Origin of the sequence: Paenibacillus glufosinatiresistens (assembly GCF_031470375.1) — a bacterium.
Taxonomy (GTDB): Bacteria; Bacillota; Bacilli; order Paenibacillales; family Paenibacillaceae; genus Paenibacillus_AQ; species Paenibacillus_AQ glufosinatiresistens.
In genome coordinates, this window is record NZ_JAVFHT010000027.1 from 29,804 (window position 1) to 44,305 (window position 14,502).

13 protein-coding genes and 1 tRNA gene are annotated in these 14,502 nt (G+C 58.4%); 2 read left to right on the forward strand and 12 right to left on the reverse strand.

The annotated features are described in order from the left end of the window. Positions 1-28: 28 nt before the first annotated feature. The 9 genes from RBI05_RS18380 to alaS form a co-directional block, all read right to left on the reverse strand. On the reverse strand, positions 29-2,200 hold the full coding sequence (locus tag RBI05_RS18380; RefSeq protein ID WP_310552098.1) for a methyl-accepting chemotaxis protein: 2,172 nt from the start codon (positions 2,198-2,200) through the stop codon (positions 29-31). A gap of 303 nt (positions 2,201-2,503) precedes the next feature. Then, positions 2,504-3,802 (reverse strand): peptidase U32 family protein, encoded by a 1,299-nt coding sequence (locus tag RBI05_RS18385; RefSeq protein WP_310552099.1) that lies wholly within the window; start codon positions 3,800-3,802, stop codon positions 2,504-2,506. A gap of 20 nt (positions 3,803-3,822) precedes the next feature. Further along, positions 3,823-4,755 (reverse strand): peptidase U32 family protein, encoded by a 933-nt coding sequence (locus RBI05_RS18390; protein WP_310552100.1) that lies wholly within the window; start codon positions 4,753-4,755, stop codon positions 3,823-3,825. Positions 4,756-4,782: 27 nt separating this feature from the next. Then, the gene (gene mltG, locus RBI05_RS18395; RefSeq protein ID WP_310552101.1) at positions 4,783-5,835 is read right to left on the reverse strand and encodes an endolytic transglycosylase MltG; all 1,053 of its coding nucleotides are present in this window, start codon (positions 5,833-5,835) and stop codon (positions 4,783-4,785) included. 179 nt (positions 5,836-6,014) lie between these two features. Beyond that, entirely contained in the window at positions 6,015-6,326 is a 312-nt protein-coding gene (locus tag RBI05_RS18400) for a DUF1292 domain-containing protein (RefSeq protein ID WP_150457706.1), read from the reverse strand. Continuing rightward, positions 6,323-6,628 (reverse strand): DUF1292 domain-containing protein, encoded by a 306-nt coding sequence (locus RBI05_RS18405; protein WP_150457707.1) that lies wholly within the window; start codon positions 6,626-6,628, stop codon positions 6,323-6,325. Before RBI05_RS18405 ends, RBI05_RS18400 begins: the two co-directional genes overlap by 4 nt. A 14-nt stretch (positions 6,629-6,642) precedes the next feature. Continuing rightward, positions 6,643-7,059 (reverse strand): Holliday junction resolvase RuvX, encoded by a 417-nt coding sequence (gene ruvX, locus RBI05_RS18410; RefSeq protein WP_150457708.1) that lies wholly within the window; start codon positions 7,057-7,059, stop codon positions 6,643-6,645. Continuing rightward, complete coding sequence (locus RBI05_RS18415; protein ID WP_150457709.1) at positions 7,056-7,331, reverse strand: IreB family regulatory phosphoprotein; 276 nt, start codon at positions 7,329-7,331, stop codon at positions 7,056-7,058. The genes ruvX and RBI05_RS18415 overlap by 4 nt, the downstream gene beginning before the upstream one ends. Before the next feature lie 320 nt (positions 7,332-7,651). After that, positions 7,652-10,285, reverse strand: a complete 2,634-nt coding sequence (gene alaS, locus RBI05_RS18420) for an alanine--tRNA ligase (RefSeq protein ID WP_310552102.1) — start codon at positions 10,283-10,285, stop codon at positions 7,652-7,654. Positions 10,286-10,806: 521 nt separating this feature from the next. Here alaS and RBI05_RS18425 point away from each other — a divergent pair. Further along, positions 10,807-10,880, forward strand: a tRNA-Pro gene (locus RBI05_RS18425). Positions 10,881-10,995: 115 nt separating this feature from the next. Here RBI05_RS18425 and RBI05_RS18430 read toward each other — a convergent pair. The 3 genes from RBI05_RS18430 to RBI05_RS18440 all read right to left on the reverse strand — a co-directional run bounded on the left by RBI05_RS18430 (position 10,996) and on the right by RBI05_RS18440 (position 13,395). Beyond that, positions 10,996-11,556, reverse strand: a complete 561-nt coding sequence (locus RBI05_RS18430) for a 2'-5' RNA ligase family protein (protein ID WP_310552103.1) — start codon at positions 11,554-11,556, stop codon at positions 10,996-10,998. 61 nt (positions 11,557-11,617) lie between these two features. Beyond that, the gene (locus RBI05_RS18435) at positions 11,618-12,721 is read right to left on the reverse strand and encodes a Gfo/Idh/MocA family protein (RefSeq protein ID WP_310552104.1); all 1,104 of its coding nucleotides are present in this window, start codon (positions 12,719-12,721) and stop codon (positions 11,618-11,620) included. Then, on the reverse strand, positions 12,718-13,395 hold the full coding sequence (locus RBI05_RS18440; RefSeq protein ID WP_310552105.1) for a ThuA domain-containing protein: 678 nt from the start codon (positions 13,393-13,395) through the stop codon (positions 12,718-12,720). Before RBI05_RS18440 ends, RBI05_RS18435 begins: the two co-directional genes overlap by 4 nt. Before the next feature lie 131 nt (positions 13,396-13,526). On the opposite strand from RBI05_RS18440, the gene RBI05_RS18445 reads away from it, so the two are divergent. Further along, on the forward strand, positions 13,527-14,369 hold the full coding sequence (locus RBI05_RS18445; RefSeq protein WP_150457714.1) for an AraC family transcriptional regulator: 843 nt from the start codon (positions 13,527-13,529) through the stop codon (positions 14,367-14,369). Positions 14,370-14,502: the final 133 nt, after the last annotated feature.

The window sequence follows — 14,502 nt, forward strand, 5'->3', positions numbered from 1 at the left end:
GCCCGGCTCCTTGAGCCGGGACATTCGTTTAGACTTTGAACAGGGAGAGCTTGTCCTTCAGCTGCCCGGACACGCTCTCGAGCTTCGTGGACAGCGCCACGAGCTGATCGCTGATGCTCTGCTGCTCGTTGCTGAGCGAGGCGACTTCTTCCGATGTCGCGGAAGACTGCTCCGCTACCGCGCTGACGTTGCTCATGGATTCCGACAGTACCGTCTGCGACTGGCTGAGGGAACCGATGGACTCGGTTACGAGGCCGAGGCTTTCGATAAAGTTCTCCATCTGGTTCTGCACCGATACGAACAGCTCGCTCGTGTTCTTGACAGAGGACATCTGGCTCTCGAACTGCGGCTTCACATTGTCCAGAACGGCCAGCGTTGCGTTCATCTCGTTCATGATGTTGTCGGTAATTTCGGCAACAAGCGCAATCGACTTCTTCGACTGGTCGGCCAGACCGCGGATTTCGTCGGCCACCACCATGAAGCCGCGGCCGGCTTCGCCTGCCCGTGCCGCCTCGATCGTTGCATTCAGGGAGAGAATATTCGTCTGCTGCGTAATGTTCTTCATGACATCCAGCACCTTCATGACCGAGGAAGCGGTGCTCTTCAGATGATCCATCTTCACGGCAAGCGCCTGAATCTCTTCGCCGGTCCGGCCGGTCTTGCCGAACAGCTCCTCGAGCTGGGTCACACCCTTGACGCTGGATTCGCCGACTTCGCGGGCAGCCCCATCCATTTCATGATTGGCCGCAATGACGGCATTCATCTGGCGGGTAATCAAATCGGTCAATTCATTGCCCCGCTCGGCTTCCAGTGCCAGGCTGCCTGCGCCTCCGGCGATTTCTTCCGTAGCAACCGCGATTTCCTTCGCCGAGCTTGCGGTCTTGCGGGAAGCGCCAGCCAATTCGCCGGCCGTCTCCAGCACGTCTTTGGCCGTTTCATTCGTCTGGGAGACGAGCTCTGTAATCCGTCCCATCATCTCGTTGAAAGAAGCGGACAACTGGCCGATCTCATCCCGGGAGACATACTCCGTACGGACCCGAAGGTCGCCCTTCGCTCCTTCAATCATTAGATCCTTCAGCCGGGCAAGCGGTCTGGCAATCATGCGGACCATCCAGAAGCCGAGCAGAGCAGCCAGCAGAGCGGCGGCTCCGGCGGCGATAAAGGTCGTCTGCAGGATCGGCTTGGCCGGTTCAACCAGCTGCTTCAGCGGCACGGTACCGGCCAGCTTCCAGTCTGCCTTCTGCAGCGGGTTAAATACCGCCAGCACGCTGTTGCCCTTCGGATCCTTCTCTTCCCTGCTCGCATTGTCGGCCTTGCTTCCGGCAATGAACGTGAACTTGGAGACCTGCGCATCTTCTTCCGGAACATTGGAAGCCACGACAGTTCCGTCGCCGGACACGAGCTGAATCCGCGATCCGTCGCCGAGGGAGACGCTCTTGAACGAATCTTCAAAGAGCGTGTTGTTCAGTTCGAACAGAACGGTATAATTGGCAGCATCGGCTGTATTCTTCAGCGAGCGCATCATGGCAATGCTGGTGTTTCCCTTCTCGGCCGCGCTGGCCGGGAACCAGTAATACGGGTTCTTGAAATCCTCGCGGAATACAGGCTTGTAATCCTTCACCTTGGTCTGGAGATTCTTGAACCATTCGGCATCCCGCGGATCTTCCTTAAGAAGCTTGCTGGCGCCGCCGCTCATAACGGGGAATTTCGTATCTTCCGGAATAATGGATATTCCGACAATCATTTTATCCGAGGTCGTCTGAGTCACCAATTTCTTCTCGATGGCGTCAATGGCGACGAACTGGTCATACGCCGTTGCAGAATTGCGGAGCGCCGTCAGTTTCTCCTGAACCTGAGGATCGAAAAAGATCTGGAGCGCAAGTTTCTCGTACAGGTTCAACATAATATCCAGCTTCTCGGATGTCTGTACAATCGTCTGGCGGTTGGCTTCCGAAACATTGGCCTTGATCGTATTCTTGGCTTTGTCATAGGAAATGACGCCCAGCAGCAGCACAACGACGACGATCGAACACAAAAAGATGAGAAACAGCTTGACCCCCACCGACTTCACCGGGTTGGCCCGTCTGGCTTGCCGGATCGATCCATCCAGCACTCTTCTGACTGCGCCGCCCTTCCCGGGCATCCGGTTGTCTGCATTCTCTCCGGTTGTCTTCGGGTCGATCGCCCGGACCGGGTTCACCTCATTATCCCTTAGCGGGTGAGCCGACTTCCCTTTACGCTGTTTACGCGATTCCCTTTTGTTGTCTCGTTGAACCCCCACAACAGTCACCTGCCCTATAATATATAATATAGCCATTGAAAGCGTTATAATTATATATCGGCACATCGGGCCACTTTTTTTAGTAAAACGTTAAAAAACTATGCCCAAAGTCCTGTTTTTCTTTACGCCTTTTGACACAAAACCGTAAAGAAAATCGGAAGGAAATAGAGAAAAAACCCGCTCCTTCCGGAGGAAGGGCGGGTGGACTGCAGGACAAGCTTCTTATCTTTTTTTGCGCATCATATCGAAGTAGGCGACCGGGCGGTCCACCTTCATGCGAATCTTCTGCAGCGGATGGCGGGCCGCATCCAGCGGATTCCCCTCTTCATCCGTTAATTCGCCCACTGTCTGCCGGAAGGGCTCCAGGTCAGGGCCGAAGAACTCGATCTCCTGGCCGGGCTTGAAGTGGTTGCGCTGCTGGATCAGCGCGGTGCCGCTTTCCGGATCGTATTCCAGGACGAGTCCCGCGAAGTCGTAGGGCGCCGCTTTTTCCTCCGGCTCATAAATATGGTCTTCATGGTCCGGCGTGTCATAGAAGAACCCGGTATTCAGCGGACGGTTGGCCGCCTTGTTCAGTTCCTGCATCCATTCCGGCTTCATAACATAGTTCTCGGGATCGGCCATGTAGGCGTCTATGGCTTTGCGGTAGGCGTTCACCACCGTTGCCACATAATGAATCGACTTCATCCGTCCCTCGATCTTGAAGCTGTCGATGCCGACTTCGATCAGATCGGGAATCTGCTCCAGCATGCACAGGTCCTTGGAGCCCATCGTGAACGGGTTGTCCTCGGCAACGAACAGCGGCTGCGGCGTCCGGGCCGACTGGTCCTCCTCGGAGACCCATTCTCCCTCGGGGCGGGCCTCTTCGAACAGATCATACTTCCAGCGGCAGGACTGACAGCAGCCCCCCCGGTTGGAGTCGCGGTCGGTGAAGTGATTCGACAGCACGCAGCGTCCCGAGTAGGACGAACACATCGCGCCGTGGATGAACGCTTCAATCTCGATGTCGACATGATTCTTGATCTCGGCAATCTCTTCGAGACTGGTCTCCCGGCCGAGAACGACGCGGGGCAGGCCCTCTTCCTTCCAGAACGAGACGGCCTGCCAGTTCAGCGTCGACTGCTGGGTGCTTAAGTGCACCTCGAGCCCCGGGACCGCCCGCAGCGCCACCTCGACAATCGCCGGGTCGGCCACGATGACTGCCGCGATGCCGGCTTCGTATAATTGACGCAAGTATTCTTCAATACCTGCGATATCTTCGTTATGCGCATAAATATTGGTCGCCACGAACACTTTCGCGCCGTATTTCTTGGCGAACTCTACGCCTTCGCGCATTTCCTCGAAGCTGAAATTGTCGGCGTTCGACCGCAGGCCGTATTTCTGCCCGCCGATGTAGACCGCATCCGCCCCGTAATGCACGGCGAACTTCAGCTTCTCCAGATTGCCCGCCGGAGCGAGAAGCTCCGGCTTGTCCAAGCGGTAACGCTTGCCGCGCCACTTGGGCTTCTCTATTGTACTCACCTGTATTCTCTCCTCCATGATCAATATACCTGTTCCTTATAATAAAAACCGAAGGTCAGTTCCCGCTCCGGGTCCTGCAGGCCGCGCACTTCGTCGAGCCAATCCTCGCGGTAACTGTAGCCTTCCGGGTCCGCTCCGAAGGCGTCGATGGCCTTCCGGTAAGCCCGGACAGCCGCGGCGTTGTAGGCAGGCGGCTTCAGCAGCCCCTCGACCTTGAAGCTGTGCACACCGGCTTGCATCATGAGATGCAGATCCTCCAGAATGCAGATATCGTCCGAGCTCATAATATGCGTACCGTTCAAATCTTCGTATATCGGGAATTTCTCGTTCGGCCGCTCGGCCTCCACGAGGAACAACCCCCGCTCCAGGCCGTTCTGGCCCTTGGCATGCGGGCGTCCCTGATGATTCATATAGCTGTCCACCAGCATCCGCTTCGAGTGGTAAATATTCGTCATGCCGTGCACCTGAACCTGGGCTTCCACCTGAAGGTTCGGAATCATTTCCGTGATCTCATCCATATTCAGCTCCCGGGCCAGCACAGCGCGCACAGCGCCTTTGCGTCCCCAGTAGTTGGCGGTGGCATAGTTGGTGGAAGTCATCTCGGCGTTCCAGTGCAGGCGAAGACCCGGCGCTTCGGCACGCACGGCGGCCAGCACCGAAGGATCGCCGAATTCGGCTCCGTCCACGCCCATCTCCGCAATGCTCCGGACATATCCGGGCAGTTCGTCCAGCAGCCGGTTGGGCATCAGTCCCGTCATGCTGACGTAGACCTTGGCGCCGCGTTCATGCGCCAGCCGGACAACCTCCTTCGTCTCCTCCAGGGTGAAATTCCCCGAGAGCCGCATTCCGAACCGTTCGTCCCCGATCAGCAGCGCATCGGCTCCCGCGTCCAGCAGCAGCGACGCTTCCTCGAGGGAACCCGGCGTCGCCAGCAGCTCCGGCAGTCTGTTCATTGTAAGTCTCCTCCTGTCCTCTCCCCTTCAGGGCGAGGTCTGTTTGCTTCTCTCAATATTGGCCAGGTGCTCCTTATACGTCTTCGCGAACAGATGCGTCCGGGACCCGTCCTTCTTCGTGACATAAAAATAATAATCCGAAGCTTCCGGCGACAACGCCGCTTCGATGGATTTCAGGCCCGGGCTGCAGATCGGCCCGGGCGGCAGTCCTTCATTCCGGTACGTGTTGTACGGACTGTCAATCTCCAGATCCTTGTACAGCAGCCGCTCCTTCTGCTCGGGCAGCGCATACTGCACCGTCGCGTCGATCTCAAGCTTCTGTCCTTTGTTCAGGCGGTTGTAGATCACGCCCGCCACAAGCGGACGTTCGCTGTCGGCCACCACCTCGCGCTCGACGAGCGAAGCGACCGTCAGTAGCTCATGCAGCGAAATGTTGCGTTCCTGCAGCTTCCGGTCCAGATCCGGAATCTGATCCAGCTTGCCCCGAAGCTCCTCCATCATGGAAGCAATAATCGACGAAGGCGTCGCATTCTCCTTGACCGTCTCATAGGTCGCCGGGAACAGATAGCCTTCCAGCCGGTGGCGCAGCTTCCCATTCTCCGGGATCTTCAGGGCCGCCGTCTCTTCAAGGCCCGCGCCCGAATTCATCACCTTCAGAAAAGCGGCGGCATCCATCCCCCAGGCCTCCGCCAGCTTCGCGGCAATCTGCTCGGCCGTATAGCCCTCGGGAATGGTGACCGTAACCGTCTCCTTCTTCTCGACGTCGCCAGCATTCAGCCGGGCGATCCATTCATCGTAGGTCGCTCCGGGCGCAGCCCGGTAAGTGCCCGCCTGGAAGCTGCCCCCCTCGCCGGTATATTTCAGATAGCCTTTGAACAGCAGCGCATTGCGGATCAGGCCCTTCTCTTCCAGCAGATCGGCAATTTCGGCGCTCCCCATTCCCTTCCGCACCTCGAAGGTAACGGCCGGCCCCGCCGGCTTCACCGGCTTCATGCCGTTCCAGATATAATAGGCGCCGCCGCCGGCTGCCAAAACAAACAGCAGAACCAGCACCAGCGCAATACGGACAACGGACTTCACACGGTCTCCTCGCTTTCCGAACATTATAACTATAGAATTGGATTACCTTAAATTCAAGGTTTTTTTGCAGCCGGACGAACAAAAGGAGCGCGGATTCCTCCGCCCTCCTTCCTGCCGAATCCGGGCCGGCTCCTGCGCGGCCATCCCTCAGGTAGCGACAGCCGAGACCGAAGCAACCGCTAGATCCCGTCTTCCTCTTCGGGGAAAGTCAGCTCGTCGTACAGCTCCGAGACTTCTTCCCATTCATCGTCGTCGTCGATGGTCTCCAGCTCCGGAATCCCGCCGGGCGACAGGGAGAACTTCAGAACATCCGGTTCTTCATCCTTGCCTTCGCCCTGGAGAACCACATAGCCCTGACCTTCCACCTCGAACTCCGCCGCAATCCGGTAAATGGAGGAGACGCCCTGCTCATCCTCCAGCTCGACCGTCTCGCCGAAGGCTTCCTTCAGCCGGTTCGTCCACTTCACATTGTCCGGGGTAAAAGAGGTCATCGCTGCGCGCCTCCATCCAGCTCTTCGACCAGCGTGTTGAAGGTCTCTTCCACAATCGCCCACTCTTCGTCGTCCTCAATCATGAAGAGCTGCAGGTCGTCGCCGTCTTCCTCATAGCGGAACGCGTAGACCTCGTCGGCGTCATCCTCTTCGGAGTCGAGCGGCACCACCATCATGTACTTGGCATCGGAACCGTCCACTTCAAACTTCATGATGACTTCGAATTCCTCTTCATTGCCCTCGTCGTCGGGAATATAAATAATTTCCGGTTCTTCTTCCATGCCAATCTGCTCGTTTGTCATATGCGCGCACCCTCTCACCTTGTACTGTTAGCATCCAAATAATTCTGCAGAATCAGAGCCGCGGCCATCTTGTCCACGACCCCCTTCCGCTTCTTCCGGCTGACGTCTCCCTCGATCAGTATCCGCTCGGCGGATACTGTCGTCAGACGTTCATCCCAAAGGTGCACGGGCAGGTTCAGCATCTCCCGCAGCGTATCGGCAAATTCGATGCAGATCTCGCCGCGCGGGCCTACAGTGCCGTTCATATTCTTGGGCAGGCCGACCACAATCTCGCTGATCTCATACTCCTTGACCAGACTTCGGATGACATCCATCTCGCTGCCGTCCCGGCGGCGCTCAATGGTATTCACCCCTTGGGCCGTCCAGCCGAAGACATCGCTTACGGCAACACCAATTCTGCGGTCACCGTAATCCAGACCGAGTTTCCTCATGTGACTTTGTCCGCCTGTTGATTGGCTAGATAGAACCGGACCAGCTCTTCAATCAGCTCGTCACGTTCTTTCCTCCGGACCAAACTTCTCGCATTGTTGTGGCGCGGAATGTAGGCCGGGTCACCGGACAGCAGATAGCCTACGATCTGGTTGATCGGATTATACTCCTTCTCGACCAGCGAATCGTAGACCGTGAGCAGAATTTCCCGGGGAGAAGCTTCTTTCTCGTCGCCCTTCACGTTAAACTTGACCGTTTTGTCCATGGAGTCCATCTGTGACACCTTCCTTCTGTGCAAACTGCCGGAAGAGAGGCCTCTTCCACTTTGCGCAGCCCAAGTCTATTGTTACTGTTTCATCATAACATATTCATGGCCCGACAAGAAAATCCTGCTCTCCCAAATGGACAATTTCCCGACAAAAATCACAAAAACCGCGCTTTTCGGCTGGTTCCGCCGGCCGTTCCGGGCAGCGGACCCGCTTCCCGGAACCAAAAAAACCGGCGCCGGACCTTCATCCGGCGCCGGCTTAGACCGGTGCTTGGCGGCTGCCGGTTCCCCGGCGCCGCCTTCATGCGGTTCCCTGGCGATCCGCTCTAGGCCTGGGCGGAGACCAGCTCTTCCGCCTTAGCGAGCGCTTCGCCGAGCTTGGACGCGTCCTTGCCGCCGGCCTGGGCCATATCCGGCCGGCCGCCGCCGCCGCCGCCGCACACGGCGGCGATCTCCTTGACGAGCTTGCCGGCGTGGAAGCCCTGCTTCACCAACGCCTGCGGCACCGCAACGACAAAGCTCACCTTGTCGTCCATCGGCGCGCCGAGCGCAATGACTGCCGTCGGCAGCTTCGTCTTCAGCTCATCTGCCATCGAACGCAGCGCGTCCATGCTGCCCGCCTGAACTTCGGCGGCCAGCAGCTGCACGCCGCTGCCCACGGTCTTCACGCTGCTCGTCAGCTCGGCCGCCGCCGAGGCGCTCAGCTTCGACTGCAGCGACTCGTTCTCGCGGGACAGCTCGCGCACTTGGGCGTGCAGTCCTTCGATCCGCTTCGGCACGCCGTCCAGCGACGACTTCAACAGGCCGGCGGCCTGCTTCAGCAGGTCGAGCTGGGTCTCGACGAACTCATAGGCATAGCGGCCGGTAACGGCCTCGATCCGGCGGACGCCGGAGCCGATCCCGCTCTCGCTCACCAGCTTGAAGATGCCGATCTGTGCCGTGTTCCGCACATGACAGCCGCCGCACAGCTCCAGCGAGTAGTCGCCGACCTGAACGACGCGGACCACATCGCCGTATTTCTCGCCGAACAGCGCCATGGCGCCCATCGCTCTGGCTTCGTCAATCGGCTTGCTCAGGGTCACCACGTCAATTCCGCGCCAGATCTGCTCGTTGACGCGGCGCTCGATCTCCGTCAGCTCTTCCGGTGTAATGGCGCCGAAATGCGAGAAGTCAAAGCGCAGCCGCGCTCCTTCAACCAGGGAACCCGCCTGGTTGACATGGCCGCCGAGCGTTTCCTTCAGCGCCTTATGCAGCAGATGCGTAGCCGTATGGTTCTTGACGATGTCCCCGCGCTCCTTGGCGCTGACCTCGGCGGTTACAGAATCGCCGACCCGCAGGGAGCCGGACTCCACCGTCAGCAGATGGACATGCTGGCCGCGCGGCGCCTTGAACAATCCGTTCACCCGCGCGGTCACGCCGTTTCCGGTGAGGACGCCCCGGTCGCTGACCTGGCCGCCGCTCTCGGCATAGAACGGGGTGGAGGCCAGAATAACCTGGGCTTCCGTGCCTTCCGGAGCCGACTCTACGAGTTCGTCGCCAACGATTATGGCAGCGACCTTCGTCTCGGCTGTGAGCGTGTCATAGCCTACGAACTCGCTGGCTTCCGTCAGGTCGGACAGAACCCCGCCCTGCACCTTCATGCTGCCCGTATCCTGGCGCGCCGCTCTGGCCCGGTCGCGCTGCTCCTGCATCGCGGCATCGAAGCCCTCGCGGTCCACGCCCAGACCCTGCTCGGCGGCAAAGTCTTCCGTCAGGTCGAACGGAAATCCGTACGTGTCGTACAGCTTGAACGCGTCCGCGCCGGCGATGAGCGCCTGTCCGTTCTCCTTGGCCTTCGCGCTGATCTCGGCGAGGATGGCCAGGCCGTCGGACAGCGTTTCATGGAAGCGCTCCTCTTCGGTGCGGATGATTTTGGCAATATAATCGCGGTTCTCCACGATATTCGGGTAGTAGACGCCCATTACGTCGCCGACCACGCTGGTCAGCTTGTACAGGAACGGCTTGTCCAGACCCAGCGTCTTCCCGTAGCGGACCGCGCGGCGAAGCAGACGGCGGATAATATAGCCGCGTCCTTCGTTGGACGGCAGCACGCCGTCGCCCACCGCAAAGGTCACCGTGCGGATATGGTCGGCAATGACCTTGAGCGCCACGTCCTGATCGTTGTTCACTTTGTACTCGACTCCCGCCAGACGGCAGGTGGCCTGGATAATCGGCTGGAACAGGTCGGTGTCGAAGTTGGAATCGACATCTTGCAGGATCGAGGTCAGACGCTCCAGACCCGCCCCGGTATCAATGTTCTTATTCGGAAGCGGCGTATAGCTGCCGTCCTTGTTGTGGTTGAACTGGGAGAACACCAGGTTCCATACTTCCAGATAGCGCTCGTTCTCGCCGCCCGGATACATCTCGGGGTCGGACATGTCGCTGCCGTAGGCTTCCCCGCGGTCGTAGAAAATCTCGGTGCACGGTCCGCACGGGCCTTCGCCGATATCCCAGAAGTTATCCTCCAGCTTGATGATGCGCTCTGCGGGAAGACCGATCTTCTCATTCCACAGCTTGAACGCTTCCTCATCCTCGGGATAGACCGTTACCGACAGACGCTCGGGATCAAAGCCGATCCACTGCTTGCCGGTCAGGAATTCCCATGCCCATGTAATCGCTTCTTCTTTGAAGTAGTCTCCAATCGAGAAGTTGCCGAGCATTTCAAAGAACGTATGGTGCCGGCGCGTCTTGCCGACGTTCTCGATGTCGTTGGTGCGGATACATTTCTGCGAGTTCGCGATCCGCGGATTCTCCGGTTTCACCCGGCCGTCAAAATACTGCTTGAGCGGCGCCATGCCCGCATTGATCCACAGCAGCGACGGATCGTTGTGCGGCACGAGCGAAGCGCTCGGTTCGATCTTGTGGCCCTTGCTTGCAAAAAACTCCAGCCACTTCGACCGGATCTCACTTGCCTTCTTCATAATGGGAACACTCCTGTCTCTTTATAACTTGAGTAACCATAAAAAACGCCCCTGATCCAATGGATCAGGGACGATTGTTATCGCGGTACCACCCTGGTTATCGCCACGGTGCTTATCGGCCCTGCCCTCTCGGGCATTGCGGTCAAGCTCCTGTGCAGGCGATCGCCTTGCTTCAGCCGGTAACGGGGCAACCCGGCGGGCTTTAAACCCGCGCTCCGAAAGCAGCTTTCCGCCGTCCCGGTCCCGCGGATTCTTCCAGCTCCCGGCGGCGGGCCGTCGGGGAATCCGTTCTCTGGTCAAGCCTTGCGGCCGGCGTACTTCTTTTCATCATCGCATTTGCGCTATATTGTTCCTTATAACAGTACAAGTATATCCACTGCCCCCGCCCGCTGTCAATCCGCAGGGCGCGTCCGGGTGCCCTTGAACCGGCCGGCCCGGATGCCCAAAATCACACTTTACAAACAAATCTCATGAGCGTATAATCAACTATTGTTCGGGCGATATACAACCGAATTTAACAACGAGACGTGGCTCAGCTTGGTAGAGCGCTTGCTTCGGGAGCAAGAGGTCGCAGGTTCAAATCCTGTCGTCTCGATTTCGTTATTTCCAGGAGTTATTTAGTTCCAAATCGTCACAAAGACATCGCCTTCCGGTTAGCCGGAAGGCGATGTCTTTGTGTAGGGGTTGCGATTAGAGCGGCGGGATGACGCTCACACCGCCGCTCCGGCTAACCGAACCTGATGCAGCACTGGCACCCGCGCCTGACCCGCTTCATCCACATACATGGAAACGACAGACAGGGTATCCAGAATGAACTCTCCCGGAACTTGGAGTCTGTAGATCTCCTCCGCCTTCGATTCGGACACGGGCGAGCGGCTGGACAACGTGCAGTGAGGCGTATAGGGAAAAGGAATCTGTTGAAACCGGAGTCCTGAATCGGCAATCCGCTGATGCAGCAGACGGAACGGGCCTTCCTCCTTCAAGGTGAACACAAAAATATCCGTACCCGGAAACCGCAGAACGCTGCCGAATGCGCCCGTAATCGGCGCTGTCTCCGCTCCGATAGCATCCAGGATCGAGAATACTTCGCCCGGGTCCTGGCCGGGCTCCAGCACTCCGATTCCGCTGGAGCCCGCCAAGGTGATTTCTACGGGAAGCGATGCGCGGAATTCATCCCGCAGCCGCTCTCTGATTCGCTTGATTTCCTCAGCGGCAGGCGAAGGCATATCCAGAATAATATGCGCATTGTGAAATTCCGCAACAGGCTTCAACGTGATCCCTCCGGTAATAAACCATTTGCTGCGGATTATACCATAATCCTGGGATTCGCTGCTATCTTAAAACGCCCCGCACCAGCCCCATTGCCAGCGGCTCCGGCCGCTCGCAGGAGGTCTCAAGCTCTGCATACCGCTTCGTATCCGAGCTGGTGTGGAAGGCCTGCATAATTTCCAGCACATGGTCTGCCAGCTCGCCGCTTGCTCTGGGCTTGCCGCCCCGGAGCACGCATTCCGCCATATCGGCAATCCCAAGGCCGCGGCTGTTGTCGCTGTAGCCGAACAGCAGCGGGATTTCCTTGAACTCCGCTCCCCCCGCCGGCTTGAACAGAACCGGACCGCCGAAGGTATTGGGATCGGGAACGATCAGCGTTCCCCGGGACCCGTAGATTTCAATCCGCGGAAGCGTGCTGTCCCAGACGTCGAAGCTGGTAATCATCGTCGCTATTGGACCGGAAGCGAACTCCAAGGTCCCGGCGACATGCGTCGGCACCTCCACCTGAATGCGCTCTCCGAATTTCGGCTCGCTGGTAATGGTCCGTTCGGCAAAAGAAGTCCGGGCCATGCCGCATACTGTGCGGACCGGGCCCAGCAGCGAGACAAGCGCGGTCAAATAGTAAGGCCCCATGTCGAACATCGGACCGCCGCCCTTTTGATAATAAAAAGCCGGGGCCGGATGCCAGCTCTCATGCCCGTGGCAGACCATAAAGGCGGTCGCCGCCACCGGCTCCCCGATGAAACCGTCGTCGATCAGCTTGCGGCACGTCTGCAGGCCGGCTCCAAGGAAGGTGTCAGGGGCGCAGCCCAGCATAAGTCCCCGCTCCCGGGCCAAATCCACCAGCTCGCGTCCCTCCTGGGGCGTGAGCGAGAGCGGCTTCTCTACATAGACATGCTTGCCCTGAAGCAGCGCCTGCCGGCAGATCTCGAAGTGTCCTTCCGGGGTGGTCAGGTTGAGAACAATTTGGATCTCCTCCGAACCCAGCAGTTCTTCCGTACTCCACACATTCGGGATACCGTATTCCTGCGCCGCAGCTTCCGCCCGCTCGCAGTTTCTGTCGGCACAGGCATACACCTCCGTATGCAAAAACAGCTTCGTCAGATTCTCGAAATAGATCCCGCTGATGTTGCCGCAGCCGATAACGCCGATCCGGATCTTGTTCATGCCTGCTTCCTCCCCTCTCCCGCCGCCCAGAGGAATCCGCGGCGCATCAGCTCCTTCGCTTCGGGAATGTCGAAGATATCGGCATGGTGTCCAAGCGAGTTGTAGAACACCCGCCCCTGTCCCCATTTCTTCGTGTAGACGACCGGCATGGTGATGGCTCCGTTGGCCGAGTGCGGCCCTTCGCTGACGGCAAAAGTCGTCGTTGCCAACACATTGACGCAGGGGTCCACATGCAGGTAGTACTGCTCCGAGACCACTCTGAAATCTCCGATTCCTTCCACAATCGGGCTGGAACCGTTACGGACCACATTCACTTCATATTCCACCCCGTCGTTGAACGGGTGGGCTACCCACTGGGAACCGGTCATAAATTGCCAATCCACGCTGGTACGGAAGGAATCGCACATCCCTCCATGACAGCCGGCGATTCCTACGCCCGACTCCACGGCCTTGAGCACCGGCCGCAGCTGCTCCTCCGCTATTTCGCCCATCGTCCAGATGGGGACGATCAGATCGAGGTCCATCAGCTTCTCTTCGTCCCGGAAGCTGTCGAGCGTATCGGATATCTCGGTTTCAAAGCCTTCGGAGCGAAGCAGTCCGGCAAAAATTTCGGATACCTGCACCGGCTCATGCCCGTCCCATCCGCCTCTTACGATTAATGCTCTCTTGGTCATTTGTCTTGCTCCTTCCCGGTTGTCGGTCTGTCCGGCCTTCCGCCGTTACACTCTTATTGTAGGCGGTCAGGAGCTCATGCGGCTCGCCAATTCAGTTGCGAGACCGGTCATTTTTTGCTATTATCCAGCTTATGAAAGCCTATCACGAGAATCGATCCTATAATTCCACTCTGCCGTTCACGCCGATGCTGCTGCGCAACTTCAGCTTTCTCGCTCACTGGCATAACGACCTGGAGTTCATGTATGTGGCGGAGGGCTCCATCCGGGCAGGGGTCAATTCGGAGAGCCGGCTGCTCCGCCAGGGAGACATGGCGATCAGCTGCAGCGGAGATATCCATTACTACGACAGCCGGGGACTCGAATCGACGATCCTCATTATTGTGTTCAATCCGCGGCTAATCGGGTATCCGGGCGGCTGGCCGCAGGAGGTTCGCCTGTCGTCGCCATTTGTGGAGAGCAGCGGCAAGCCGCCGGAGAGCCCGGAAGCCCTGCTGTCGGCCGCCGCCCATGACCGGATAACGCGCATGAAGCTTGAAGCCGAAGAGCGGCCCCCGCATTATGAGCTGCTGATTACCGGCCTGCTGTATGAATTGTGCGGTCTGATTCTTCGCAGCATCGGAAGCAAGCCGGCGGAGCCCGGCAGGGACCGGCGGCTGGGAACGGGACTTACGGCGATGCAGGGAGCGCTTGATTATTTGGAGAAGCATTATTCCGCTCCCGTCACGCTGGACGAGGCGGCCCGGGAAGCGGGAATGAGCCGGTTCCATTTCTCGCGCTTCTTCAAGAACGCCACCGGTCTGAGCTTCGTGTCCTATCTCAATCATATTCGGGTGAACAAGGCCGAAGAGCTCATTCTTCATACGAACCGGACCTTAACCGACATTGCGCTGGAATGCGGATTCACGAATGTGCGCACTTTTAACCGCGTCTTCCGGCAGTTCCGCGGACAGACACCTTCCAGTCTGCGCCGGTAGACGGACGAAGAGCCCGGACCATCCGCCACCAGGACTTATGTACAAAAAGCACGAAAGGGGCTGTCTCAAAAGGGTCATAAAATGACCTGAGAGACAGCCCCGTTTTTTTGCTGGTGGAATACAAAAAGAAACC

What these genes read in the sequence shown, in the direction of transcription:
- RBI05_RS18415 (WP_150457709.1), bottom strand. Translation starts at nt 7,331, where the DNA reads ATGGACTCCATGGACAAAACGGTCAAGTTTAACGTGAAGGGCGACGAG.
- ruvX (WP_150457708.1), bottom strand. Translation starts at nt 7,059, where the DNA reads ATGAGGAAACTCGGTCTGGATTACGGTGACCGCAGAATTGGTGTTGCC.
- alaS (WP_310552102.1), bottom strand. Translation starts at nt 10,285, where the DNA reads ATGAAGAAGGCAAGTGAGATCCGGTCGAAGTGGCTGGAGTTTTTTGCA.
- RBI05_RS18445 (WP_150457714.1), top strand. Translation starts at nt 13,527, where the DNA reads ATGAAAGCCTATCACGAGAATCGATCCTATAATTCCACTCTGCCGTTC.
- RBI05_RS18405 (WP_150457707.1), bottom strand. Translation starts at nt 6,628, where the DNA reads ATGACAAACGAGCAGATTGGCATGGAAGAAGAACCGGAAATTATTTAT.
- RBI05_RS18440 (WP_310552105.1), bottom strand. Translation starts at nt 13,395, where the DNA reads ATGACCAAGAGAGCATTAATCGTAAGAGGCGGATGGGACGGGCATGAG.
- RBI05_RS18400 (WP_150457706.1), bottom strand. Translation starts at nt 6,326, where the DNA reads ATGACCTCTTTTACCCCGGACAATGTGAAGTGGACGAACCGGCTGAAG.
- RBI05_RS18390 (WP_310552100.1), bottom strand. Translation starts at nt 4,755, where the DNA reads ATGAACAGACTGCCGGAGCTGCTGGCGACGCCGGGTTCCCTCGAGGAA.
- RBI05_RS18435 (WP_310552104.1), bottom strand. Translation starts at nt 12,721, where the DNA reads ATGAACAAGATCCGGATCGGCGTTATCGGCTGCGGCAACATCAGCGGG.